This is a genomic window from Rickettsia endosymbiont of Gonocerus acuteangulatus, from assembly GCF_964026435.1.
In the GTDB taxonomy this organism is placed as follows: Bacteria; Pseudomonadota; Alphaproteobacteria; order Rickettsiales; family Rickettsiaceae; genus Rickettsia.
In genome coordinates this window covers 951,778-975,703 of the sequence record NZ_OZ032147.1, presented here as the reverse complement: position 1 = coordinate 975,703, position 23,926 = coordinate 951,778, and the positions used below count along the sequence as shown (strand labels likewise).

Below are 23,926 nucleotides of genomic sequence, written 5' to 3'. Positions count from 1 at the left end.
GTAATTAATAACAATTGATTATTGCCCTAATATCTAATAAAATTCTGTTTTAAAATCAAATATAAAATAATAATGCACAATACTGATGTTTTAATAATAGGAGCAGGACCTAGTGGGTTATTTGCCATTTTTCAAGCAGGAATGTTAGGAATGAAGTGCCATGTAATCGATGCACAAGAGGTTATAGGTGGTCAGTGTATTACACTTTATCCTGAAAAGCCTATTTACGATATACCAGCCTACCCTAAAATTGCCGCAGCAGAGCTAATAAAACAGCTAGAATTACAAGCAGCTCCGTTTAATCCGGTTTATCATTTAAACCAACAAGCAGTAGAGTTAAAGAAAGAAAATGATTTTTTTGAAGTAAAAACCTCAAAAGATATTATTATTAAAAGTAAAATAATCATTATTGCAGCTGGAGCTGGCTCATTTGGTCCTAATAAGCCTCCTCTTGCAAATATTGAAAAATTTGAGAATGAATCAGTTTTTTACTTTATTAATAACCGCAGTAAATTTACAGGTAAAAATATAGTTATAGCAGGTGGCGGTGATTCTGCTGTTGATTGGGCTATTTCTCTTTCTGAAATTGCTAATAAAATATATCTAGTCCATAGGCGGGATAAATTTAGAGCAGCAAATGATAGTTTAAGACAATTAAAAGATATAGTAGAAAGTGGAAAAATTGAGTTAGTCACCGGCTATCAACTAGATTCATTAGAGGGAAATAATAGCGAACTTCAAGCTGTTATAGTTAGAGACTTACAAAATAATACACGGAAGCTAGATGCTAATATATTATTGCCGTTTTTTGGTTTAAAGCAGGAATTAGGTAACTTAGTAAATTGGGGATTTGATATAAAGCTTCACCATATCGAAGTTGATCCTGTGCATTACCAAACTAATATTCCAGGTATTTATGCTATTGGTGATGTCGCTCATTATGATGATAAGCTTAAACTAATTCTTACTGGTTTTGCCGAAGCAGCAAGCAGTCTTCACCATGCTTATGGTAAAGTATTTGATGGCAAGGCTCTACATTTTGAGTACTCAACTACTAAATTTGGAGAAGCAAATAAGAGTGAATAACGTAATTGACGGCAAAGCTTTAGCAAATGAAATATTGAGTGAATTAAAGCATGAAATTCAAAAGCTTAAGGATAAAACAGGAGAATCACCAAAACTGGCAATAGTCTTAGTTGGTGACAATCCTGCAAGTATTATTTATGTCAAAAATAAAATAAAACATGCTAATAAAATAGGTATTGATACGCTGTTATTAAATCTTCCTAATACTATAAAAACAGAAGATTTAATAGCAAAAATCAGTGAATTAAATCTTGATCAAAATGTTTCAGGAATTATAGTTCAGCTTCCTTTACCGGAATCTATAGACAAAAATAAAATTTTATCCGCTATCTCGCATTCTAAAGATGTTGATGGTTTTCATCCTTTGAATATTGGTTATTTACATAGCGGAATTGATAACGGTTTTGTACCCTGTACTGCTCTTGGCTGCCTTGAAGTAATTAAAAAACATGAACCGAATTTAAGCGGTAAAAATGCCGTAATTGTTGGACGCTCAAATATCGTCGGCAAACCTTTGAGTGCATTACTCTTAAAAGAGGATTGTAGTGTAACTATTTGTCACTCTAAATCACAGAATTTAAGTTCTATTACCTCTAAAGCTGATATTGTTGTTGCGGCTATCGGCTCACCTCTAAAATTAACTTCTGAATACTTTAAGCCAGATGCATTAGTAATTGATGTAGGAATTAATAGAATCGGCGGTAATAAAATTATTGGCGACGTCGATTTTGAAAATGTTAAATCTAAAGTCAAATATATTACCCCTGTTCCGGGCGGCATCGGTCCCATGACTATTGCTTTTTTGCTCAAAAACACAGTACAGGCATTTAAGATATGTAACTAAGAATATTGTTGGAAGTCTTCTATGTTATTCCCGCATAAGGCTTACTTGCATAGATCAAGAGTCGTCTGAACTATGCGAATGAAATGAGCGTGGCAATCCAGAGAAAATAATAAAATTGTTATAAAGTTAGCATTTTTTACTGGATTGCTTCGTCAATTACTTCGTAATTTCCTTAGCTCAGACGGAAAAACTGATCCACGCAGGCAATGCATACAAGACTTAAGAATCGTCATTGCGAGAAGAAACTGTAAGTTTCAATGAATTAATTTGTAAACCTTCAGATTTGATCTGACATATTAAGATTGAAATTAGATGAGTTTGTGGGTATGTAGATAACTGAGAAGTTATATATCATATCCATAAACTAAATATAAAAATCAATTAATAGGAAAAATATGTCAAACTATGATCAAAAAATAATCAAACCTAAATTAGGATTATTAGAACTTGCAAAACAACTAGGCAGTGTTAGGCACTGCGTGTAAAGTAATGGGCTATTCAAGAGATAGCTTTTACCGATTTAAAGAACTGTATGAGACAGGAGTAGAAGCTGCACTTACAGATATAAGTCGTAAGAAACCTATACTTAAGAATCGTGTATCAGAACATATAGAACAAGCAGTAATAAATCTTGCTATAGAAAATCCTGCTCTTGGTCAGCTTCGTGCGAGCCAAGAGTTATTGTGAAAATGCAAGGACTAAGTAGAACAAAACCTATAAATTTTCTGCCCAAATTTCATTGGGGGTTTTATAACCAAAAATCTTTCTTGGCATGTTATCAAAACTTACGCTATGTTTGGTTCTAAATATCGTAAAGATGGAGAACGCAGCTGTTGTTGCATATAGTCATCTAAAAGCCCTAACTTTATTTGGTAAACCGTTTTACCGATTGTATTTACAGTCCTTTTGAGAAATGCCCAAACTAAAAATGCACAACTAATATGATTACGTTGAAGACGCTGTTTCCTGCATTGACAACGTTCTATCCCAGTAAGTTGCTTAATTTCTCTGTGCATGCTCTCAATTACCCATCGAAAGCCACACTCATCTTGTGCAGCTTTAGAAGATTTTTGAGTTTTCAAAACTTACGCTATGTTATAGCAAATATGCTAAAAACTCTTATTACACAGCAATGTTTTATAGTGAAGCACTTCATAATATCCCTTAATTCATGGGCATTATATCAAACATAGCGTAAGTTTTGTTTTGTTATTGGTAACAACATACTCAACTCTGTTGGTAGAAACAGTAAATTTAAACAAATTAACATGCTTATTTTTAGCAAAGCCTTTTATATGAATCTCTACTCCATGCCTGATCTCTTCATCTGAAAATGTCAACTCTTTTACAGCTTTATAAGGTTTAGAATCGTGTGTTTTACTAACGTTTCTATTGGCTTTAATAGGGGCATAATAATATTTCCCCAAAGAGTCAACATGTTGCATAATTTTGTGTGTAGAATACCATGTGTCAAAAAGTACTGTTTGAAAAGGAATCTTCTTGCTATAAACAGCATTATTTAACATGTTTAATAGGTGTTCTAGTTTTGTTGCTCCATCATGATCAGGTGCAAAAATTCGATAATCTATTACCCAAAACTTATTAATATCAGGGTTATAATATACCAGACTCACTACTCCTATACCTTTAGTAACTCTACCTGTAGCTCCACTGTACTGCGATCTTGCAATTTCTATTTGCTTCGTATTCCTTTTAATAAAAGTAATCCCCGCCGCAAGCAGCGGGGTATTTTAGAAGAAAGCTAGCTGATGATCCTCATGCAGTTTCTGATATTCCTTGCCTTGGTTTTTTACGTATTTTCCTATCATATTCTCATTTCCATGCTTACCTACCGTACTCGTAAAATATCCATCAGTCCAAAATTCTCCACCCCATAATTGTTTCTTTACCTGTGGACACTGTCTAAATATTTGACGAGCTGTAACACTTTTAATTGTTGTTACTATTTTTGTTACGCTATAGGTTGGTACAGATTGTACCAAAAAATGGACATGATCTTCATCAACCCCTATTTCTAAAAATTTTATTTGATATCTCTTTTCTATCTCTAAACATATTTCTCGTAATACTTGATCAACTGATACGTCAAACACTGCTCGGCGATATTTTGCTGGAAATACCATGTGATACAGCAGTACCGTAACATTATGACTTTTATGTATATATTTGCTCATTCCGCCATATTACGCCGCAAGCGGCGGGGAATATACCCAAAAGAGATTTAAAACCGTATCATCAAATATTGTATATCCATTAGATGAAAAAATAACATCATTCTTGATGTGTTCCCATAACAAAGAAGGTGTATATTTTTCATTCCTTAAAAATCTATTAATAACATCATGACTACATTTCTTTGCATGTTCAGCGTAGTAGGTTAAACTATAATTCTTTTGGCTAACTATTAAAAATTGACAATAATCTGTCCTATTAATTGGTATTGCTTGCAACTTTATCCTCTTTGACATGTTTAATTATTTTTACAATAATTTATCACTTTTTTACTCATAGCGTAAGTTTTGTTATTTAAAATCTCAGCAACATTGTCAAGACCTCTTTGTGTAACGGTAGTAATATCTGTATTTTTAGGTACAATTCTATGAATCATAGAATTCATTTTTTCCACTAATGCTTTTTGTCTAGGGCGGTATGGATCACAAAAGAAAGTTTGAAACCCAGATAGTCTATAGGCAACATGCCCCACAAACTCTTTGCCATTATCCATAGTAATAGTCTTTCTCACACTATTTGGAAGAGTTTTTATCTTTCTTAAAAAACCATTGGTAACTGTTGTAGCTCTCTTGGAGTTATTCAGCACTAAAATAATCTTTTGACTCTTTTTATCCACCAGTGCACCAATATTCATACTTTGATTACCTTTATGAAATGTAAGATCTGCCTCAAAATTCCCTACTTCTACCTTTTTCGTAGCTATTGCATCACGCTGATGTATTGAGATCCTTTGTGGTATAATGATCCTTTGACACCTCTTCCCTCTTTCTTGCCTTTTATATCTTTTAGAAGGTAAATAGCTATATAACTTTAACAAAACTTACGCTATGTTATAGCAAATATGCTAAAAACTCTTATTACACAGCAATGTTTTATAGTGAAGCACTTCATAATATCCCTTAATTCATGGGCATTATATCAAACATAGCGTAAGTTTTGTCTTAAAACAAGTGCTTCACAAACTGCTTGTAAATTTTTATTGAGAGCTAAATATAAAGGTGTGTTTCCGTAATTATTAGGTTTAGCTAATTCCTCATTTTTCATTTTTGGAATTAACTCTAGAGCCTCTAAAGACCTTTCTGATTTTATTGCCTGTATTAATTTATTATATAGCACTGTATCTGATAACTTTTCTTCTACTTGCAATGGAGACGGTGTTTCTGATTTTTTAAAAAGATTTATAATAGATTGCATAATTTATTTATATTAAGTTTTAAAACCTTATTAACTTAAGGTTAATAAAATATTATGAAAGTAGATTTATAAATGCAATAGAAATTTAATTAGGAGTATAAATTTTAGTATTATCTAATTTTGCTATAAATACTAAAAAGCCTTTAGCTAGCGTTAACCGTGATATGTGTGAATTGAAAAAATAAGAGATGGTGGGTTTGAGAAGACTTGAACTTCCGACCTCACGCTTATCAGGCGTGTGCTCTAACCAGCTGAGCTACAAACCCATAGTTAATTGATGTTTATAGGTTTATCATCACACCTGTCAGCAAGCTAGGCTGAATTAACTATAGAATACGAAGTTAGGATAAAAAATTATTTTAACTTCGATAAAATGGTTAAATAATGTGGTGAGCTCGCCGGGATTTGAACCCGGGACCCTTTGATTAAAAGTCAAATGCTCTACCAACTGAGCTACGAGCTCTTAAATATATTTATATACTAGGTATTATTCCCTTGCGGATCAATTCCCCGTCATTGCGAGAAGCGTAGCGACGAAGCAATCTCACGAGATTGCCACGCTCCGAGCAAATGCTCGCAATAACGATTTTTGAAATTAATCAAATATTGATATATTTAAAAATTATGTTTTACTTTATCGCTGAAAAAGGCTAATCTGTCAACAATTATTTTCGGATTTAATTTAAATAAGGTAAATTCATGAAGCATCAAGACGTTGCTATAATCATCCCTTCCCGTCTTAGCTCAACTAGACTTACACGTAAACCTCTACAGCTAATCGGCTCATCTACTTTAATCGAACGTGTATTTAAACAAGTAAATCAAACTAATCTTGAACATATTTATGTTGCGACTGATTCACAGGAAATAGCAAGCATAATTGAAAAGCTTGGCGGAAAAGTTATATTTACCGATAGTAATATTCCAACCGGTACTGACCGCAGCTATGAAGCTTTTAAGTTAATTCCAAATAATCAAAATATTAATTATATAGTTAATATGCAAGGTGATATGCCTTTCATTGAACCGGAATCAATTTTAAAGGTAATAGAATATTTAAAAAATAGCAAATATGATATTGTCACTCCTGTAGTAAAAGTAGAGAAAGATTCAGTAGAAGCTGCAAGTAATGTTACTGTAGCTATTGACTCTCAGGGAAAAGCCATATATTTTTCACGCAGTCTTATTCCAAATGGTGCGGAAGAATTTTTATATCATGTGGGGATGTACGGCTTTCGTAAAAATGCTTTAGAAAGATTCATTGCTCTTGAACCAACGTTTTTAGAGAAAACAGAACGTTTAGAGCAGTTACGACTTCTTGAAAATGGCATGACGATTGGTACATGTTTAGTTAATAACGTCCCTATTTCAGTTGATACACCTGAAGATTTAAGAAAAGCAGTAAAATTTTATGAAAAGAGTAAATTAGTTTAAAGAATGGTGCGTTTTATCTTTATTACAGGCGGAATAGTTTCATCTTTAGGTAAAGGTCTAACTGCCGCTTCTCTTGCAATGCTTTTGCAAGCAAAAGGTTTTAAAGTTTGTTTACGGAAACTAGACCCTTATTTAAATGTTGACCCTGGAACAATGAACCCTCACCAACACGGTGAAGTATATGTTACCGATGACGGGGCTGAAACTGATCTTGACCTTGGACATTATGAGCGTTTTACAGGAGTCCCTGCTTGTAAGTTTGATAATATCACAACAGGAGCTGTATATTCAAAACTACTTAAGGAGGAAAGATTAGGAAATTATACCGGTCTTACAGTACAGGTTATTCCGCATGTTACAAATATAATAAAAGATTTTATACTTTCAAATACTAAAGGTTTTGATTTAGTACTTTGCGAGATAGGTGGTACAGTAGACGATATTGAAGGGTTACCTTTTTTTGAAGCTATAAGACAAATTGGAAATAAGTTAAAAAGCAAACAATGTTTATTCATTCATCTAACTTTATTACCATATGTTAAAACTGCTCGTGAGCTAAAAACTAAACCTACTCAACATTCTGTAAAAGAACTTCGCACTATTGGTATTTCGCCGAATATTTTAGTATGCCGAGCAGAACGCAAAATTGCTAAAAGCGAAATAGAAAAAATAGCTCTATTTTGTAATATAGACCCTGAGTATGTTATTCCAGCAATAGATCAGAAAAATATATATTTAGTACCTCTTGCTTATCATGATTATGGGTTTGACAATAAAATATTAAAATTTTTTAATCTTACTATTGCACCTTCTAAATTAGATAGATGGCATGATATAATTGAAAGATTAAAAGAATCTCATTCAAAAATACGAATCATCGCTATTATAGCTAAATATCATAAATTAAAAGATGCTTATAAATCAGTAATCGAAGCTCTTGACCATGCTGGTATATATCATAAATATAAAGTTGATTTAGTATGGATAAATGCAGAAAATGTAACCAATGAAAATATTTCTAAAAAATTATTAGGTGTTGACGGAATATTAGTTCCAGGCGGATTTGGTGAGCGAGCAACTGAAGGAAAGATTTTAGCAGTAAATTATGCTCGAACTAATAATATACCTTTTTTTGGCATATGTCTTGGGATGCAGCTTGCTGCTATTGAAATAGCTCGTAATTTAATAGGTCTTAAAGACGCTATAACGGAAGAGTTTAAAACAGCTGGTACAAAAATTATTGAAAGAATAAGCAAAAATGATGAGGATTTTAATCCATCAGATATCACAATAGAAAATGTAAAAAAGACTATGCGTCTTGGTTCTTATACATGTAATTTAGTATCGGATAGTATTGCTGCTAACGCATATGGAGAACTTAAAATAAGTGAACGACATCATCATAGATATAAATTTAATAATAATTTTCAAGATATTTTTGAAAAAAATGGCGTAAAGTTTAGCGGATTTTCAGAAGATAAAAAGATTGTGGAAGCAATTGAATTACCTAAACTACAATGGTTTGTAGGAGTACAATTTCATCCAGAATTTAAGTCAAAACCTTTTGAAGCTCATCCACTATTCATTAAATTTATTGAAGCCGCAATTAAATATAATAAAAATAATTAACAATATACTATGACCTTATTTAAAAATCTTGACATAATTTTTATTATAGTCTAGGTTGCATTAGAGTTCTTTAACATTCTATAAAATAAGCTCATAGGTAAATTAATGGACGCCGTGAATTCTAACTTCACCTTTTGGAACAGAGCAAGAAACAGTAAATTTAGGCATATAGTATGGCCGATTAGATCATATGAATTAACCAAATTCATACCTATGGCTTTGTTAATGTTTTTTATTTTACTTAATCAAAACCTAGTTCGCAGTATTAAGGATAGTTTTGTTGTTACTTTAATTAGTACAGAAGTACTTAGTTTTATCAAGCTTTGGGGTGAAATGCCAATGGGTGTTTTATTCGTTATTCTATATTCTAAACTCTGTAATATAATGACTACGGAACAGGTTTTTAGAATAATTACCGGTACTTTTTTGCTTTTTTTTGCTATTTTCGGTTTTGTTCTATTTCCATACAGAGAATTTTTTCATCCTGATCCTGAATTAGTCAAACATTACATAACATTACTTCCATATTTAAAATGGTTTATAATTATTTGGGGACAATGGAGCTTAGTATTATTCTATATTATGGGTGAGTTATGGCCTGTAATAGTCTTTACTCTTTTATATTGGCAACTGGCAAATAAAATTACTAAGATCGAAGAAGCTCCTAGGTTTTACTCATTTTTTACTTTATTTGGGCAAACCAATCTACTAATTTCCGGAATAATAATTATCTATTTTGCTAAAAGCGAACATTTCCTATTGCCATTATTTTCTCATTTAAGTGATACTAATGAAATTCTTTTAAAATCTTTTGTTAGCATTATTTTAGTCTCAGGATTAATTTGTTTAGTGCTGCATAAATTTATTGACAAAACAGTCGTAGAATCAGACAAAAATATTAAATTTAAAAATCAAAGAACAGATATATTGAAATTAAGCTTAATTGAAAGTGCAAAAATAATATTAACTTCTAAATATCTTGGTTTTATTTGTATTCTTTTGATTTCTTATTCGATGAGTATTAGCTTAATTGAAGGACTATGGATGTCCAAAGTAAAACAATTATATCCTGATACAAAAGATTTTATTTCATATCATGGTAAGGTATTTTTTTGGACAGGAATACTTACTTTAGTTAGTGCATTTTTAGGAAGCAGTTTAATCAGATTATGCGGTTGGTTCTGGGGAGCAATTATTACACCTATTATGATGTTTGGAGCGGGCGTGATGTTCTTCTCCTTTACAGTGTTCGAAAATCACTTAAAAAATATCATAGATACACTGGGTTATAGCTCGCCACTAGTTGTTATAGTTTTCATTGGTGGCTTATGGCATGTGCTTGCTAAATCAGTAAAATACTCTCTTTTTGATGCTACCAAAGAAATGGTATATATTCCACTTGATAGCGAAATGAAAACTAAAGGTAAAGCTGCAGTCGATGTTATGGGAACTAAGATCGGTAAATCGATAGGTGCTATTATTCAATTCATATCCTTTAGCGTCTTTCCAAATGCCGTCCATAACGATATAGCTGGTTTATTAATGTTTAGCTTTATTATTGTATGCCTCTTATGGCTATATGGCGTAAAAGTCTTAGCAGAATATTATAACAAGCTAGTAAAACGTTAAAAACATTTTCATTCTGTCGCAGCTCTGCCTGCATGGATCGTTTTCCCCTCTATCACCCCGTAGCTTGTCTAATAGTATCGGACAGTTTTTATTATATCAAAACTTACGCTATGTTATAGCAAATATGCTAAAAACTCTTATTACACAGCAATGTTTTATAGTGAAGCACTTCATAATATCCCTTAATTCATGGGCATTATATCAAACATAGCGTAAGTTTTGATATGTCATTCCTAGCTGCAGCGGGAATCCAGCATAAAGCGAGATAACCTAAGCTTTTAATTTTAAAAACTTACTGCTTTTATGTTTATTTTTCTGGATTCCCGCTTCTAGCTAAGAATGACATATAAGGTCACCTACACCTGAATAAAATATAACATTTTTTTAATAACTGTACGGTACTATTGGCTTGTCTACGGGGACCAGCTAAAAAATGCTAATTTTTATAGTCAAAACTTACGCTATGTTTGATATAATTCCTATAAATTAAAGGATATTATAAAGTGATGCACTGTAAAAACATAGCTTTGTAGTAAGGGTTTTTAGCATATTTGCTATAACATAGCGTAAGTTTTGTAGTATTTTTTATTATTTTTCCTAGATTGCCACGCTCATTTCATTCGCATAGCTCAGACGACTCTCGATCCAGGCAGGCAATGCCTCCCGTGGCTTACTAACTAAGTCCAGCTAAAAATACTAATATTATTAGATCTAAATATTTACTTTTACCTAAACTACACTTTAGATTAAACGCAGCTAATTTAAAGTATAGTATAAATGAACGAGTATATATACCCTGATTATGATTTATTATCTGGAAGCATAATTAAAAAACCAAAAATCTATTTAGTAGATTGGTAATTAATAAAGAATAAAAGTAAGAGGTTTAAAAATTTTATTACCTCTCATTTATTGAAAGCACTAAATTGTTGGAGTGATAGAGATCTTGGAAAACATGAATTATATTTTATCAGAAATAAAAACAAACTTCCCAGCTGTTAAAATGATATATTATGGTTTTTAGTACCAACTTATTTCTTTCTCAGTTTATGCAATGACAGATATTATTGCCGAGGGGTGACAGTTTTCTTTGCCGATAATAAAATAGACATCTAAACAAATTAATTAGTTGCAAAGATGTCTGGGAAAAGAATAACACACCAACAAGTAAAGGTATATATGACATTAAGAAAAGCAGGTTTAAACCAAGTTATTGCATCAGCTAAAGCAGGATTTTCAGAACGTACTGCTAGAAATATAGAAAGAAGAGGGCTACCACAAAAACAATATAAAAAAGTTTCTAAACGTATTAATGATCCTTTAGACAAAGTGTGGGAACCAATTATAGTGCCTTTATTAGAACAAATACCACATTTAACATCATTAACATTATTAGAATATCTACAGGATCATCATCCTGGAGAATATAGCATAAGTCATTAAGGTACTGACAGAGCGAGAGTATCATGTTATAGTAAGCAAATATTAACAAGCATGTAAAGAGATATGGCACGAGCATATGCAATAGAACTAAGACTAAGAGTTATAAAAGCTGTAGAAGCAGGGATACGAATAAGTAAGGTAAGTAAATTATTTAATGTAAGTCGTGATACTATACAAAACTTACGCTATGTTTGGTTCTAAATATCGTAAAGATGGAGAACGCAGCTGTTGTTGCATATAGTCATCTAAAAGCCCTAACTTTATTTGGTAAACCGTTTTACCGATTGTATTTGCAGTCCTTTTGAGAAATGCCCAAACTAAAAATGCCCAACTAATATGATTACGTTGAATACGCTGTTTCCTGCATTGACAACGTTCTATCCCAGTAAGTTGCTTAATTTCTCTGTGCATGCTCTCAATTACCCATCGAAAGCCACACTCATCTTGTGCAGCTTTAGAAGATTTGTGAGTTTTGTTATTGGTAACAACATACTCAACTCTGTTGGTATGAAAATGCAAGGACTAAGTAGAACAAAACCTATAAATTTTCTGCCCAAATTTCATTGGGGGTTTTATAACCAAAAATCTTTCTTGGCATGTTATTTAAAATCTCAGCAACATTGTCAAGATCTCTTTGTGTAACGGTAGTAATATCTGTATTTTTAGGTAAAATTCTATGAATCATAGAATTCATTTTTTCCACTAATGCTTTTTGTCTAGGGCGGTATGGATCACAAAAGAAAGTTTGAAACCCAGATAGTCTATAGGCAACATGCCCCACAAACTCTTTGCCATTATCCATAGTAATAGTCTTTCTCACACTATTTGGAAGAGTTTTTATCTTTCTTAAAAAACCATTGGTAACTGTTGTAGCTCTCTTGGAGTTATTCAGCACTAAAATAATCTTTTGACTCTTTATTATCCACCAGTGCACCAATATTCATACTTTGATTACCTTTATAAAATGTAAGATCTGCCTCAAAATTCCCTACTTCTACCTTTTTCGTAGCTATTGCATCACGCTGATGTATTGAGATCCTTTGTGGTATAATGATCCTTTGACGCCTCTTCCCTCTTTTTTGCCTTTTATATCTTTTAGAAGGTAAATAGCTATATAACTTTAATTTAGCTGCTACTGCAGAAGTGTAAACAAATCTATATATACTTTCTGTACTGATACACAAAGCTGTATTTTTGTCTAGTTTTAACTTTCCGGCTATAGCATCCGGCGACCATTTCTTGCGAATCATAGCATTTTTAATATAATCTAACAACATAGGGTTCTTTTCTATTTTTAATAACTCTTGCTGATACATCCTGTTTTCATATTTTTCCTGAGCAATACAAGGCATATACTTATCTTTTACCTTATTTCTTTTTAGCTCCATACTAATAGTGCTTTTAGACCTCGTAAGATGTTGTGCTATAGCATAAATCATTAAGATACTGACAATTTAATAGTATTAAAAACAGCATCATAAAATGTTTCAAAATCTCCTACAACTTTCCTAATTTCATTTTTTATCTTAAACCAGTAATGCTCTATAGGATTTAAATCAGGAGAGTAAGTTGGTAAATACAATATGGTACAACCAATGGATTCAATTAACTCTTTAACTTTAGAATTTTTATGAAAATTAATGTTATCCATAATAACGGTTTGCCCAGGTTGTAATTCTGTAATTAATACATCCCTAATATAAGTTTTAAAGACCTCTGTATTACAATTACCTTCAAATATTACAGGAGCAATAAGATTACCATTACAAAGACCAGCTATCATACTTATTCTAAATTTATGTTGATACACCTTTTCTCCATAACACCTTTGTCCTATAATGCTCCATCCATACTCTTTGCAAGCATTATCCTCTATTCCAGATTCATCAAGATATACTAATTTGTCTTTTGTGATGGTTTGTATCTTTGCTATAAATTCATTTCTTAATTTAATATCTCTTTTCGGATGAAAATGAGTTTTGTTTATAGCTTAGCCAAGTTTTCTGATTTGTCTTAAAATAGTTACAGATGCAATATTACCCCATTGCTTTGCTAACTCCTTTGATGTTTTATTCATATTAGCTTTAAAAAATTCTTTAAAAGATTCTGAATCTTTTATCTTATGACTATGTCCTTTCTGATAACCAGTTGCTGCTTCTAAAGTACCTTGCTTATCTTTTAATTTTTTCCATTTATATATAGTATCACGACTTACATTAAATAATTTACTTACCTTACTTATTCGTATCCCTGCTTCTACAGCTTTTATAACTCTTAGTCTTAGTTCTATTGCATATGCTCGTGCCATATCTCTTTACATGCTTGTTAATATTTGCTTACTATAACATGATACTCTCGCTCTGTCAGTACCTTAATGACTTATGCTATATCTTATTAATACTGACTCCTAGGTCATACATTCTTTTTATCTCATATCTCTCTTCTCGAGATAAGTGTCTATATTTTCTGTTCATCATTACCTATTGTCATTGTCAATTAAAAAGGGACCAGTAAATTGCACGAAAAAGGAACCACTATATTTAAAAATTTTTATGCCATATTACCTCCAGATTTATAGTTATTAATACGATAACTTTTACCTTTTATGTTTAGTATATGAGCATGATGTACCACTCGATCAATAATTGCATGAGTTAATACTTCATCAGCAAATATTTCATTCCATTTTTCAAAATCCTTGTTTGTGGTAATAATGGTAGATTTATTTTCATATCGTTTAGCAATAATATTAAAAAAGTCTTCTACTGAATGTTTTGGCAATTGCTTAAACCCGAGCTCATCAAGAATTAATAAATCAAACGATAGGAGTAATTTAACCTTTTTGTGATAACTATTATCTGCTCTTGCAATATGTAAATTATAAAGCATATCCGATACCGTAGTAAAATATACAGAGTATTCTCGTGTTAAAGCTTTTAATGCTAGCCCAATGGCAAGATGAGTTTTCCCAGTTCCTGAATCACCTATGAATATTACATTTCCCTTAGTATTAATATAATCACAAGTTGATAAATCACTTATTACTTTGGCATCAACACTTGGTTGGAAATTAAAATCAAAGTCTTCTAAATTTTTAGTTACCGGCAATTTAGCAGCACTTTTACGGCGACGGTAATTATTATCCTTACGGTTAGATTTTTCATCTTCACATAATAGTGATAGAAATTCTTTAAATCCTAGTTTATTATTTTGAGCATAAATAATCCTTTCATTTAAACTATTGACTATACCTGATAATCTAAAGCTTCGTAGGTCATTAAATAAGTTCTGCATTATTACCTCCAAACTCTGGTAATGGTAAGTTTACTGCATTACTATTTAAAATATTCTTAATTTTAGAGTAAGAACTTATACCATAATGTAGTGCTCTATGACAGGCTTTATCTATTAAGTCATCATTGTAAACCTTACGTAAAGAAATGATACCTCGTGCACAACGTTGCCAATCATTCACTCTTGTTTGTTGTAATGATTCTAATAATAAACTGCAATTATTCCCTATCTGCTGCATTTGTTGTTGATAATGTTCACTATATTCTATAAAACCTGGGCATAGACGTTTGTATTTAGCATAATGAGACGGATTAGTGGTAAATATCCCCTTGCCCTCTGTTCTAACGTGTCTTGCTATTAAATCATTTTGTATAGAAAATATTTGAACAAGTTTTGGGGACAATTGTACCATTACCTCACTGTATATATATTTTGCTGGTACAGAGTAATAATTATTATCTATGGTAATATGACAATCTTTTGCTACTTTTCGATTATGCCAAGATGACAAATCAAAAGTTTCTAATGGTAAAGGAATCAAACTACTTCTTTCCTCTTGCTCAAACAGTTCTCTAGGTATTCTCTTAGTAGTACCATGTATTCGGCTATTGGCCTTATTTAACCAATTTGCAAGACCATTTGTTAATTCTTCATATCTATCAAATTTACGACCAGCAAAAAAATTATTTTTAACGTATTTTATTCCCGACTCAACTTTGCCTTTTTCTTGCGGTTGATACACTCGACAAGGAGAAAGTAAAATTCCATAATGATCGGCTAAGCACTTATATTCCTTCTGATATACTGGCTCATAAAAATTGGCATCTACTACTCCAGCTTTAAGATTATCAAGTTTTATTACTTTTGGACTACCAGCAAAATAATTAAATGCATTGATATGACATTGAATCCATGTTTGACAACTTTGATCAAACACTACTTCATAATAATCAAGGCGACTATAGCTTAAACGCATATTAAATACATATGCTTTAACTCTACGCCCTTTAGAATTATACTGTAAGCCTATGTCACCAAAATCTACTTGTGCTTCCTCTCCTGCTAAAGTATGAAAACGAATGCAACTGTTATCCTTAATTTTATATTTTTTGATATAACGGGTCAAAGAAGTATAACTGCTTGTATAACCTTGATTTTTTAACTCCTCAAAAATTCTTATGTAACTCAGATTTTTTTCTAATAACTCAATTATTTTTTCGTGCCAAAAATCCAAAACTGAAGATCGTTCATAGATTGCTGGGGATTCTGTACCAGCCTCTACATAGCGGTTTATTATTTTTCGTACTGTTTTGCGGTCTGTTCTTGTTAGTTTGGCAATATTCCTTTGACTATTGCCTTGTTTATAAAGGGTGATAATTGTTGTATACATATTTATTCTTATCATTGTATCACTAGATATTTACTTGCTTAATTATCTAGTGAATATTGCACATTAACCTTATTAGGTCACACCAACTTCTCTGGTCCCTTTTTCGTGCAATTTACTGGTCCCTTTTATTTTAGCAATGACACCTATTTAAAATCTTATTATTTTAAATAGGTTCTGTTCTACTTACTTATAGTATTTTCAGTATGATTGCTGGGCTGTATGTCAAAGATATTATTGCCCCAATAATATTTGATGGGACATGTAATAAGGACATTTTTGAAACTTATGTACAAGAGATATTGATCAAGGAATTAAAGGCTGGTCAGATAGTAGTAATGGATAATATTAATTTTCATAAAAGTACAAAAGTGAAAACGTTAATTGAATCTGTTGGTTGTAGTATTTTATTTTTACTAACTTACTCTCCTGACTTAAATTCTATTGAGCATTACTGGTTTAAAATCAAGAATGAAATAAGAAAAACTATTTCTAATTTTGAGCACTTTTTTGATGCTGTTTACTATGCTCTTAAAAAAGTCACTACCTTATCGCATTAAGCTATATGTGCTTCTTTTCCAAAAAAAATTTAGATAATAATGAACGTCTAAGGTGAAAAGCAAGTTTCACCTTAGATGAAGTTATTTAATTCCAAATAAAAATAAAGTATATTTTAAAAAATTTCAGACAAGATAAATTTCAAAATAAGTCTACACAATGCAAATTCACTTGTATCAAACTTTATAAAATATGCCGTACCATACTGGTTAATGGTTCTGTGTACAAAGTTTAAATTACTCAAATTAACCACCAAAGAGCATAACGTTGGTGGCCGGGGAGTTAGAAGAACCGTCACAGAACAGTTATAACAACCTTTAGGTTTAAAACCTTGTATATAGCTACTATCTCCCTAACCATGACAAAGTTGAGGAGCATTTTTAAATGGATGATGCTAACCATCTGTGATCAAGGGCTTCTATACCCTAGGATAGCATTACTGCTATCCTTGCAAATGATTCTAGCTAACTTTTCTAAAATGTCAACTATATTTTCTATTAATAATAGAAAATATAAATTATTTTTTAATCTCTTTTGGGTATATTCCCCGCCGCTTGCGGCGTAATATGGCGGAATGAGCAAATATATACATAAAAGTCATAATGTTACAGTACTGCTGTATCACATGGTATTTCCAGCAAAATATCGCCGAGCAGTGTTTGACGTATCAGTTGATCAAGTATTACGAGAAATATGTTTAGAGATAGAAAAGAGATATCAAATAAAATTTTTAGAAATAGGGGTTGATGAAGATCATGTCCATTTTTTGGTACAATCTGTACCAACCTATAGCGTAACAAAAATAGTAACAACAATTAAAAGTGTTACAGCTCGTCAAATATTTAGACAGTGTCCACAGGTAAAGAAACAATTATGGGGTGGAGAATTTTGGACTGATGGATATTTTACGAGTACGGTAGGTAAGCATGGAAATGAGAATATGATAGGAAAATACGTAAAAAACCAAGGCAAGGAATATCAGAAACTGCATGAGGATCATCAGCTAGCTTTCTTCTAAAATACCCCGCTGCTTGCGGCGGGGATTACTTTTATTTAGCTACTTATTTGCAAATAGAAAATATATTTTCGGTAAATGAAGAATTGATAGACGAGGTTTAATTACTCGTCTCTTACTACTAAGACTGATACACTAGAATGACGGACGATTTTAGAGGCATTAGGACCAAGCATATAATCTCTTAGCTGCGGTCTAACTGCTGAGATTATTATTAAATCAGCTTTGATATCATTGGAACGCTTAATTATTTCATCATAAACAGCACCGCTACCTATGTAATAATCGGCTTCAATTTCATCCGGTACATATTGTTTTATAAGCTCTTTTACCTGAGTTTGATATTTTGCTTTCTTTTCTGCAATCCAGTTTTTAGGTAAATAATCTTCGACCATTTTCATACCAAAATCAGAAATCACATATATAAAATGTAGCTTTGCTTGAGAAGCCGTTGCAAACATTAAAGCTTTAGAAAGAAGAGCTTTCACAGATTTTTTATCTGCTAAATCTATAGGTATAAGTATATTTTTAAACATAGTATTGCTATATAATACTCTAATAAATAGTTATTCTCTATTTCTGACCGAATCATGTTTTGGTAACACAAAGTTTTGAGTATCGGCAAAATAGTTAATGTTAATATTGTTCAATAAATAATTAGAAAGTTTAAAACTTGCAACATTTCTATGAAAAGCACCAATAAATTTATCTAACATATTAGAATCTACATCATTTCTAGTTACTAAAATTGCTGATACTTTTACAGTTGTTTGATCATCTGTAATGCCTGGATATAAGCCTTTATGAAGCTCTGCTTTGCGAAAAGCTCTATTTTGTTGTATTAACTCTGCTATTTTATCGTTTTCAATTGAAACAAAATCGATTTCACATCTATTAGCAATTAAATTCACTAAAGTGTTTGGATGTCCAACCATCATGATTATAGCATCTATTTCTTTTTGGCAGAATTTATCGATAGAATCTTCATAGTTAATATCAATATTTATTGGTTCTTTAGCAAAATTATATAGAGAACACATTGTATCATAAGTAATATTGCTGCTGGAATATTCTGGACCACTAGTGATTCTTTTTCCATCAATATCAGCAAAAAGCTTTATTTTGTCCTCATCTTTTACGATAACTGTAAAAAATTCATTGTGCAAATTTAGTAGCTGACGTAGATTTTGCATTTTTCCTTTATCGCTATAATAACCTATCCCATCATATGCTTCTACTGCAATATTTGCCTGCACTAAAGCTAAATTGATTTTACCTTGTTGCAATAATTTTAAATTTTCAATACTACCATTTGTTGCAACAACTTCGCATACTATATTTTCGTTATTTTTTTCATCTCCTATAATTGTTTTGCATAAATCAAGACCTATAGAATAATAACCTTGCAAAATAGAGCCAGTACCAATCTTAAAAACTTTTTGCTTTTGATCAGCATAAATATCACTACATGTAAGAATTATACTAAAAACAAAGCTATATAATACTAATTTAAGGTTATTCATATAATTAATTTGCATGATTTTCAGACTACTGTTCTTCTTTACTATCGCCAAGTTTTAACTCAAGTAAATTAATAGAGCCGATATTTATTCCTTTTTCAGAAAATTCAACATCAAACTTAGCTTTTTCTATATTAGAATAATCAGGATTTAAGTTATCTGATTCTTTAACTACAGCTTCATCGGAAGCTTTATTAACTGCTTTAGCAATAACTGTTTTAATAAACTTTTTAGAAAACATAATATTATTAGGTAATAACTTATCAATAATAGAGTGATAATTTTCAAGCTCAAATGATAACTTACCTTGCGGTAATTTATTAGCAAAAAATTGTAAAGCACCATTTAGATTGATTTTAGAGTTATGATCACAACTAAAAACAAATTTTTCTATATTAAAATTTTGTAAAATAGCAGAATTTTCACCATCTGGGGTAAATTTTAATAAAGCAGCAATATCTAAAGTAGCATTTTTAAAATTAGCTATGTTCTTTTCAGAATCATAATTCATATTTAAAATCAATGAAATATCTTCGCTATCTGCTAGATTTTTCTTAGCAATAAAGAAAGCTAAATCATTAATTTTAAAAATCTCTTCATCATCTTTGAATATTAATAATGATTTATTATTAAGCTGAATCGATTTTATTACTTCTTTTAAATCATCATCTTTCGATATTTTATATAAAGGTTTATTAAATTTCCCTATTCCTTTTATATCCTCTTCACTACGCATATCATAGGTGAATGTTTTATCCCCATAATTATCTACTTCTTTAATAAATGGTCCAAAATTTAAAGTAGCTTTTTTATTACTAAACTTAATATTTAAAACAATATTTTCGCTTGAAAGCTCTTTAGAATTTACATGATCTATTAATTTTACTTTTGGATCTGTTATAGTAATTTTCCAGTGAAACGGATATCCTGAAAATTTAACTGTATTATAGGATATTTTAAGATTATCCGATTCAGAATTTTTAATTAAATTTATTACATTGTTTTTTAAAGTATAAGCAGCAGCAAACCATACTATAGTAAAGGCTAAGAAAACAAAAATAAGTATTTTACGTATCACTTTTTTAATCCATCATTTTATGTTACGAGTAGCAGAAGGAAGACGTACTTTTATACCGTCTAATTTTTCAGTTAAAATAATCTGACACCCTAATCTAGAAGTATCTGTAAGACCAAAGGCTAAGTCAAGCATATCTTCTTCTTCTTCCTTAGGTTTTTCTAATTTGTTGTAAAATTCTTCCTCTAAAATAACATGGCAGGTAGCACAGGCAAGAGAACCTTCGCAAGCACCCTCAAGATCTATGTTATTACTATGAGCCACTTCTAAAATAGAAAGCCCCAGCGGTGCTTCTATTATTTTCTCTTCCCCATTATTTATAATAAATGTAACTTTTACTGTTTTCGATATTATAGACATTATACGTTTTCTTCCTTAGATTTTTCATATAACTTATCTTATAAAGAGGAATTTGTAGGAAACACGGTACGCAGCACCGCAGCGTACACACATAGTACGAGTTACTTTCTTGACGTACAAATTACCTTTAGAAGTAAGTTATTTAATTTGATTGATATTTTTACCTTTCAACAAATCACTAATTACTACATTAATCTTTGTATTTAAAGATTTTTTTGTTTTAGATTTAAAATCTTTAACAGCGTTATTAATTAAAGCACGATCTCGTGTATCTATTGCGTGCCTTATATTATTTAATAAACTACTGATTGTATGCTTTTCATTTTCTGATAGTAAATCTACTAATTCTTTAATAGCATGTTCTATATTAAAAATCAAAGATTCAGCTTCAATAACTGTTTCTTGCAATAATCTTGTAGCATGATCCAGTTTAGCATTTTTATAAGCATTTTCTAAAATTTTATCAACTTCGCTTGCATCAATCCCATAATCCGGCTTTACTTCTATGATATACGAGGTATTACTAATTTTTTCATAAGCAGAAACGGATAATATCCCATCAGCATCAATAGAAAAAGTAACTTCTACTCTAATACTCCCTGCTTTCATAGGAGGAAGTCCCCTTAGCTCAAACCTAGCCAAAGTACGGCAATCTGCTACCATTTCACGTTCACCTTGTAATATATGAAATTGTATGCCAGTTTGATTATCAGCATAAGTTGTAAACTCTTTTATCACAGAAATAGGAATTGGGGTATTTCGCATGATAATTTTTTCAACAATGCCGCCATACAATTCCATACCTAAAGATAAAGGTACTACATCAATCAATAATGAATCGATGTTCGGTGTTGTTAGATTCTCTGCTTGCAGTGCAGCCCCGTATACAATAGCTTTATCAGGATCAATATCTGAAAGAATATTTACTTTAAAAGCTTTATATAATTCCTCCTTAATTAATGTAATACGAGTTACACCACCCACCAAAATAATACCATCTATGTTCGGATTTCCTGCTATTTCCAAACATTCTTTGGCTATATTGATTGTACGACCTATTATAGAGGTAATTAACTGTTCAAATGTTTGTTTATCAAGCGATATATTATTGAACTCAAAATTATCTTGGTTCGATAATGCTTCTTTTGCCTTTTTAGCAAGCTGCAGAGTATTAGTGTTATCAGGTAAATTAAATTTACTGCAAAAATAATCAGCAATGATTTTATCTATATCATCCCCGCCAAGCATATTATTACCATTTGTTGCTATAACCTGAAAAACACCTGCTGTAATATTTAGAATTGATACATCAAAAGTACCACCGCCTAAATCATATACAAGATAGCAACCTTCCTTGTTCTTATTCAATCCATAAGCATAAGCAGCTGCAGTAGGCTCTGCAATCAGCCTTAGAACCTCTAAACCTGCAAGCCTTGCTGCAAGCATCACCTGCCCTCTTGCCGCATCATTAAAATGAGCTGGAACAGTAATAACAGCTTGAGTTACTTCGATTGCAAGCTCTTTTTCTGCTTGTTGTTTCAAATATATAAAAACTTCTGCTGCAATTTCAGCAATCCGCATTTGCTTATTGGCAAAATTTAATTTAAGTTCCTGATTATTTACATCTATATAATCTTTAATTAAAGAAAAAAGAGCAGGAGTATTTAGAATTTCATTTAATGTTTTGCCGAATAACCTTTTAATTGAACGTAAACCTTTATTACTACCTACTATAATATTGTTATTCGTAAATTCTATAGTAGTTGGGATTAATTCTTTATTATCTTTAGTTTGTATAATTTTAACTTTTCTACCAGCTGAAATAGCTATTAACGAGTTAGTAGTGCCAAAATCTATACCCACAGCTATTTTAGCTTCTTGTTTAAATTCTGCTTGCCCTGGTTCTCTAATTTCTATTATTTGCATAATTTCATTTTTTCCTGAAGCTTACTCATCAATGTATGAATATATTTAAGTTTACTAGTTTTGATAGTCGCATCTGATAAATCTTGCTTTTCAAAAGACTCTGCTAGAAAATTTATTTCAGCTTTTTCCATTAACTCATATTTGCTTTTTATTTCTTCTAAACTTTTATATGAGTTAGTATTTTCTATAAGCTCCATTTCATCCCAGAACATACCTAACTCAAAAGCTGAAAGCTTGCTGCGTACTTTCTCATCATTTAAGTTTACGCCATACAAAAGCAACATATATTCAGCACGCTTTAAACTATCTTTAAGGATAGAATAAGCTTTATTTAGGTTTGATGCTATAATAAGATTTTGCTCTTTTTCCTGCAGATTTTTGGCTTTATCAGGATGATATTTAATCTGCATAGCAAAATATTGCTTTTCTAATATCTTCAAATCAATATTATAATTCTGCTCTAACCCTAATAATTCAAAATAATTTTGCACTTTTACTTTTTTGTAATCCTAAACTGCTTTATCATACATTAAAAATATAAAATATACAATTATGGAAATAGATATATTACATTTTGAGAAAAAATACCCAAACTTCATTTTAGCGGGTATAGATGAAGCTGGCAGAGGACCATTAGCCGGACCAGTAGTAGCTGCCGCTGTAATAGTGGATCAAAACAATATTATAGCTGACATTAAGGATTCTAAAAAACTTTCTAAAAAGAAGAGAGAGTTATTATATGAACAGATAACTGCTAATTACATTTGGGCAACAGGTATTATTTCACATACTGAGATAGATAAAATTAATATATTAGAGGCAACAAAAAAAGCTTGTATACTTGCTGCAGAAAGCCTTAGCATCCAGCCAGAAATAGTTTTAGTTGATGGTAATATGCAATTTAGCGATAAAAGATTTATCAGTATCATAAATGGTGATAATTTATCACTATCTATTGCTGCGGCTTCTATTATAGCAAAAGTTACTAGAGATCGATTAATGCTAAAATTAAGTGAAGAATTTCCACAATATTTATGGCATAAAAATTCAGGCTACGGCACAAAAGAACATGCTCAGGCTATAAAAGAATATGGCTTATCCCCTTATCATCGCCTAAGTTTTACTAAAGCTTTATGTAAATAGAAGTTTATTTTTGTATTATTGATTTCATCGAATATGTACCAAATCTTGAAGTATTAAAGGTATACTTCTCAAAAAACAACACGTTATTGTCATAATTAAATATAATCTTTATAATGTTAGTTATTCAAACTAGCAA

At 31.2% G+C, this 23,926-nt stretch carries 28 protein-coding genes, 2 tRNA genes and 3 pseudogenes; 11 read left to right on the top strand and 22 right to left on the bottom strand.

Features of this window, described 5'->3' with window-relative positions; all coding sequences use genetic code 11:
• Positions 1-72: 72 nt before the first annotated feature.
• The 3 genes and pseudogenes from AAGD55_RS05975 to AAGD55_RS05965 all read left to right on the top strand — a co-directional run.
• Complete coding sequence (locus AAGD55_RS05975; protein ID WP_341792463.1) at positions 73-1,086, top strand: NAD(P)/FAD-dependent oxidoreductase; 1,014 nt, start codon at positions 73-75, stop codon at positions 1,084-1,086.
• On the top strand, positions 1,079-1,930 hold the full coding sequence (gene folD / locus AAGD55_RS05970; protein ID WP_341792529.1) for a bifunctional methylenetetrahydrofolate dehydrogenase/methenyltetrahydrofolate cyclohydrolase FolD: 852 nt from the start codon (positions 1,079-1,081) through the stop codon (positions 1,928-1,930). Before AAGD55_RS05975 ends, folD begins: the two co-directional genes overlap by 8 nt.
• A 395-nt stretch (positions 1,931-2,325) precedes the next feature.
• Positions 2,326-2,611 (top strand): annotated as a pseudogene (locus tag AAGD55_RS05965) (helix-turn-helix domain-containing protein); the annotation flags it as partial.
• Between the two features lie 104 nt (positions 2,612-2,715).
• Here AAGD55_RS05965 and AAGD55_RS05960 read toward each other — a convergent pair.
• The 8 genes from AAGD55_RS05960 to AAGD55_RS05925 form a co-directional block, all read right to left on the bottom strand.
• Positions 2,716-3,012 carry a hypothetical protein gene (locus AAGD55_RS05960; protein ID WP_341792462.1) on the bottom strand — a complete coding sequence of 99 codons (297 nt, stop codon included), beginning with the start codon at positions 3,010-3,012 and terminating at the stop codon, positions 2,716-2,718.
• A 96-nt stretch (positions 3,013-3,108) separates the two neighbouring features.
• A complete protein-coding gene (locus AAGD55_RS05955) occupies positions 3,109-3,564 on the bottom strand; it encodes a hypothetical protein (protein WP_341792461.1) in 456 nt (151 codons plus the stop codon).
• 117 nt (positions 3,565-3,681) lie between these two features.
• On the bottom strand, positions 3,682-4,125 hold the full coding sequence (gene tnpA / locus AAGD55_RS05950; protein ID WP_341790826.1) for an IS200/IS605 family transposase: 444 nt from the start codon (positions 4,123-4,125) through the stop codon (positions 3,682-3,684).
• A 9-nt stretch (positions 4,126-4,134) separates the two neighbouring features.
• Entirely contained in the window at positions 4,135-4,419 is a 285-nt protein-coding gene (locus AAGD55_RS05945) for a hypothetical protein (protein WP_341791162.1), read from the bottom strand.
• 2 nt (positions 4,420-4,421) lie between these two features.
• Positions 4,422-5,000, bottom strand: coding sequence for an IS30 family transposase (locus AAGD55_RS05940; RefSeq protein ID WP_341792460.1), 579 nt, complete (start codon positions 4,998-5,000; stop codon positions 4,422-4,424).
• A gap of 101 nt (positions 5,001-5,101) precedes the next feature.
• Entirely contained in the window at positions 5,102-5,377 is a 276-nt protein-coding gene (locus AAGD55_RS05935; protein WP_341792459.1) for a hypothetical protein, read from the bottom strand.
• Between the two features lie 189 nt (positions 5,378-5,566).
• Positions 5,567-5,643: transfer RNA gene (locus AAGD55_RS05930), tRNA-Ile, on the bottom strand.
• Positions 5,644-5,764: 121 nt separating this feature from the next.
• Positions 5,765-5,840 (bottom strand) — tRNA-Lys (locus tag AAGD55_RS05925).
• A 236-nt stretch (positions 5,841-6,076) separates the two neighbouring features.
• On the opposite strand from AAGD55_RS05925, the gene AAGD55_RS05920 reads away from it, so the two are divergent.
• The 5 genes from AAGD55_RS05920 (at position 6,077) to AAGD55_RS05900 (ending at position 11,713) form a co-directional block, all read left to right on the top strand.
• Positions 6,077-6,811: a 3-deoxy-manno-octulosonate cytidylyltransferase gene (locus AAGD55_RS05920; protein WP_341792458.1), complete on the top strand. Its 735-nt coding sequence runs from the start codon at positions 6,077-6,079 to the stop codon at positions 6,809-6,811.
• A gap of 3 nt (positions 6,812-6,814) precedes the next feature.
• Positions 6,815-8,440: a CTP synthase gene (locus AAGD55_RS05915; protein WP_341792457.1), complete on the top strand. Its 1,626-nt coding sequence runs from the start codon at positions 6,815-6,817 to the stop codon at positions 8,438-8,440.
• Positions 8,441-8,545: 105 nt separating this feature from the next.
• Positions 8,546-10,069, top strand: a complete 1,524-nt coding sequence (gene tlc2 / locus AAGD55_RS05910; protein WP_341792456.1) for a nucleotide exchange transporter Tlc2 — start codon at positions 8,546-8,548, stop codon at positions 10,067-10,069.
• A 1,179-nt stretch (positions 10,070-11,248) separates the two neighbouring features.
• Positions 11,249-11,512, top strand: a complete 264-nt coding sequence (locus tag AAGD55_RS05905) for a hypothetical protein (RefSeq protein WP_341792455.1) — start codon at positions 11,249-11,251, stop codon at positions 11,510-11,512.
• A gap of 63 nt (positions 11,513-11,575) precedes the next feature.
• Positions 11,576-11,713 carry an IS630 transposase-related protein gene (locus tag AAGD55_RS05900; RefSeq protein WP_341792454.1) on the top strand — a complete coding sequence of 46 codons (138 nt, stop codon included), beginning with the start codon at positions 11,576-11,578 and terminating at the stop codon, positions 11,711-11,713.
• On the opposite strand, the gene AAGD55_RS05895 is transcribed toward AAGD55_RS05900, so the two are convergent.
• The 7 genes and pseudogenes from AAGD55_RS05895 to istA form a co-directional block, all read right to left on the bottom strand.
• Entirely contained in the window at positions 11,693-12,031 is a 339-nt protein-coding gene (locus AAGD55_RS05895; protein WP_341792453.1) for a hypothetical protein, read from the bottom strand. The genes AAGD55_RS05900 and AAGD55_RS05895 overlap by 21 nt on opposite strands.
• 19 nt (positions 12,032-12,050) lie before the next feature.
• A complete protein-coding gene (locus AAGD55_RS05890; RefSeq protein ID WP_341792452.1) occupies positions 12,051-12,446 on the bottom strand; it encodes an IS30 family transposase in 396 nt (131 codons plus the stop codon).
• Positions 12,397-12,951 carry an IS30 family transposase gene (locus tag AAGD55_RS05885; protein WP_341792451.1) on the bottom strand — a complete coding sequence of 185 codons (555 nt, stop codon included), beginning with the start codon at positions 12,949-12,951 and terminating at the stop codon, positions 12,397-12,399. Before AAGD55_RS05885 ends, AAGD55_RS05890 begins: the two co-directional genes overlap by 50 nt.
• Positions 12,951-13,820, bottom strand: a pseudogene (locus tag AAGD55_RS05880) (IS630 family transposase). Before AAGD55_RS05880 ends, AAGD55_RS05885 begins: the two are co-directional and overlap by 1 nt.
• A 76-nt stretch (positions 13,821-13,896) precedes the next feature.
• The gene (locus AAGD55_RS05875; RefSeq protein WP_341792450.1) at positions 13,897-13,989 is read right to left on the bottom strand and encodes a helix-turn-helix domain-containing protein; all 93 of its coding nucleotides are present in this window, start codon (positions 13,987-13,989) and stop codon (positions 13,897-13,899) included.
• Between the two features lie 73 nt (positions 13,990-14,062).
• Positions 14,063-14,806, bottom strand: a complete 744-nt coding sequence (gene istB / locus AAGD55_RS05870) for an IS21-like element helper ATPase IstB (RefSeq protein WP_341790851.1) — start codon at positions 14,804-14,806, stop codon at positions 14,063-14,065.
• Entirely contained in the window at positions 14,790-16,196 is a 1,407-nt protein-coding gene (gene istA / locus AAGD55_RS05865; protein ID WP_341790850.1) for an IS21 family transposase, read from the bottom strand. The genes istB and istA overlap by 17 nt, the downstream gene beginning before the upstream one ends.
• A 200-nt stretch (positions 16,197-16,396) precedes the next feature.
• Here istA and AAGD55_RS05860 point away from each other — a divergent pair.
• Positions 16,397-16,753 (top strand): annotated as a pseudogene (locus tag AAGD55_RS05860) (transposase); the annotation flags it as partial.
• Between the two features lie 406 nt (positions 16,754-17,159).
• Here AAGD55_RS05860 and AAGD55_RS05855 read toward each other — a convergent pair.
• Positions 17,160-17,333: a hypothetical protein gene (locus tag AAGD55_RS05855; RefSeq protein ID WP_341792449.1), complete on the bottom strand. Its 174-nt coding sequence runs from the start codon at positions 17,331-17,333 to the stop codon at positions 17,160-17,162.
• Between AAGD55_RS05855 and tnpA (AAGD55_RS05850) the strand changes: the two genes are divergently transcribed.
• The gene (gene tnpA / locus AAGD55_RS05850; RefSeq protein WP_341790826.1) at positions 17,326-17,769 is read left to right on the top strand and encodes an IS200/IS605 family transposase; all 444 of its coding nucleotides are present in this window, start codon (positions 17,326-17,328) and stop codon (positions 17,767-17,769) included. The genes AAGD55_RS05855 and tnpA (AAGD55_RS05850) overlap by 8 nt on opposite strands.
• A gap of 101 nt (positions 17,770-17,870) precedes the next feature.
• Here the strand turns inward: tnpA (AAGD55_RS05850) and AAGD55_RS05845 are convergent, their stop codons facing one another.
• The 6 genes from AAGD55_RS05845 to hscB form a co-directional block, all read right to left on the bottom strand.
• Positions 17,871-18,302, bottom strand: a complete 432-nt coding sequence (locus AAGD55_RS05845) for a universal stress protein (protein WP_341792448.1) — start codon at positions 18,300-18,302, stop codon at positions 17,871-17,873.
• Between the two features lie 30 nt (positions 18,303-18,332).
• A complete protein-coding gene (locus AAGD55_RS05840; RefSeq protein ID WP_341792447.1) occupies positions 18,333-19,289 on the bottom strand; it encodes a TAXI family TRAP transporter solute-binding subunit in 957 nt (318 codons plus the stop codon).
• A gap of 25 nt (positions 19,290-19,314) precedes the next feature.
• Positions 19,315-20,364: a hypothetical protein gene (locus AAGD55_RS05835; RefSeq protein ID WP_341792446.1), complete on the bottom strand. Its 1,050-nt coding sequence runs from the start codon at positions 20,362-20,364 to the stop codon at positions 19,315-19,317.
• A gap of 12 nt (positions 20,365-20,376) precedes the next feature.
• Positions 20,377-20,712 (bottom strand): ferredoxin family 2Fe-2S iron-sulfur cluster binding protein, encoded by a 336-nt coding sequence (locus tag AAGD55_RS05830; RefSeq protein ID WP_341792528.1) that lies wholly within the window; start codon positions 20,710-20,712, stop codon positions 20,377-20,379.
• A 147-nt stretch (positions 20,713-20,859) separates the two neighbouring features.
• Positions 20,860-22,647: a Fe-S protein assembly chaperone HscA gene (gene hscA, locus AAGD55_RS05825; RefSeq protein WP_341792445.1), complete on the bottom strand. Its 1,788-nt coding sequence runs from the start codon at positions 22,645-22,647 to the stop codon at positions 20,860-20,862.
• On the bottom strand, positions 22,638-23,138 hold the full coding sequence (gene hscB, locus AAGD55_RS05820) for a Fe-S protein assembly co-chaperone HscB (protein WP_341792444.1): 501 nt from the start codon (positions 23,136-23,138) through the stop codon (positions 22,638-22,640). Before hscB ends, hscA begins: the two co-directional genes overlap by 10 nt.
• 61 nt (positions 23,139-23,199) lie before the next feature.
• Here hscB and AAGD55_RS05815 point away from each other — a divergent pair, with 61 nt between their 5' ends.
• Positions 23,200-23,790, top strand: coding sequence for a ribonuclease HII (locus AAGD55_RS05815; RefSeq protein WP_341792443.1), 591 nt, complete (start codon positions 23,200-23,202; stop codon positions 23,788-23,790).
• Positions 23,791-23,926 lie beyond the last annotated feature (136 nt).

Bases quoted from the DNA above. Each gene is read 5' to 3' on its own strand.
- AAGD55_RS05975 (WP_341792463.1), top strand. From the start codon at position 73: ATGCACAATACTGATGTTTTAATAATAGGAGCAGGACCTAGTGGGTTA.
- tnpA (WP_341790826.1), bottom strand. From the start codon at position 4,125: ATGAGCAAATATATACATAAAAGTCATAATGTTACGGTACTGCTGTAT.
- AAGD55_RS05945 (WP_341791162.1), bottom strand. From the start codon at position 4,419: ATGTCAAAGAGGATAAAGTTGCAAGCAATACCAATTAATAGGACAGAT.
- AAGD55_RS05935 (WP_341792459.1), bottom strand. From the start codon at position 5,377: ATGCAATCTATTATAAATCTTTTTAAAAAATCAGAAACACCGTCTCCA.
- AAGD55_RS05920 (WP_341792458.1), top strand. From the start codon at position 6,077: ATGAAGCATCAAGACGTTGCTATAATCATCCCTTCCCGTCTTAGCTCA.
- AAGD55_RS05915 (WP_341792457.1), top strand. From the start codon at position 6,815: ATGGTGCGTTTTATCTTTATTACAGGCGGAATAGTTTCATCTTTAGGT.
- tlc2 (WP_341792456.1), top strand. From the start codon at position 8,546: ATGGACGCCGTGAATTCTAACTTCACCTTTTGGAACAGAGCAAGAAAC.
- AAGD55_RS05905 (WP_341792455.1), top strand. From the start codon at position 11,249: ATGACATTAAGAAAAGCAGGTTTAAACCAAGTTATTGCATCAGCTAAA.
- AAGD55_RS05900 (WP_341792454.1), top strand. From the start codon at position 11,576: ATGGCACGAGCATATGCAATAGAACTAAGACTAAGAGTTATAAAAGCT.
- AAGD55_RS05885 (WP_341792451.1), bottom strand. From the start codon at position 12,951: ATGATTTATGCTATAGCACAACATCTTACGAGGTCTAAAAGCACTATT.
- AAGD55_RS05875 (WP_341792450.1), bottom strand. From the start codon at position 13,989: ATGATGAACAGAAAATATAGACACTTATCTCGAGAAGAGAGATATGAG.
- istB (WP_341790851.1), bottom strand. From the start codon at position 14,806: ATGCAGAACTTATTTAATGACCTACGAAGCTTTAGATTATCAGGTATA.
- istA (WP_341790850.1), bottom strand. From the start codon at position 16,196: ATGTATACAACAATTATCACCCTTTATAAACAAGGCAATAGTCAAAGG.
- tnpA (WP_341790826.1), top strand. From the start codon at position 17,326: ATGAGCAAATATATACATAAAAGTCATAATGTTACAGTACTGCTGTAT.
- AAGD55_RS05845 (WP_341792448.1), bottom strand. From the start codon at position 18,302: ATGTTTAAAAATATACTTATACCTATAGATTTAGCAGATAAAAAATCT.
- AAGD55_RS05840 (WP_341792447.1), bottom strand. From the start codon at position 19,289: ATGAATAACCTTAAATTAGTATTATATAGCTTTGTTTTTAGTATAATT.
- hscA (WP_341792445.1), bottom strand. From the start codon at position 22,647: ATGCAAATAATAGAAATTAGAGAACCAGGGCAAGCAGAATTTAAACAA.
- AAGD55_RS05815 (WP_341792443.1), top strand. From the start codon at position 23,200: ATGGAAATAGATATATTACATTTTGAGAAAAAATACCCAAACTTCATT.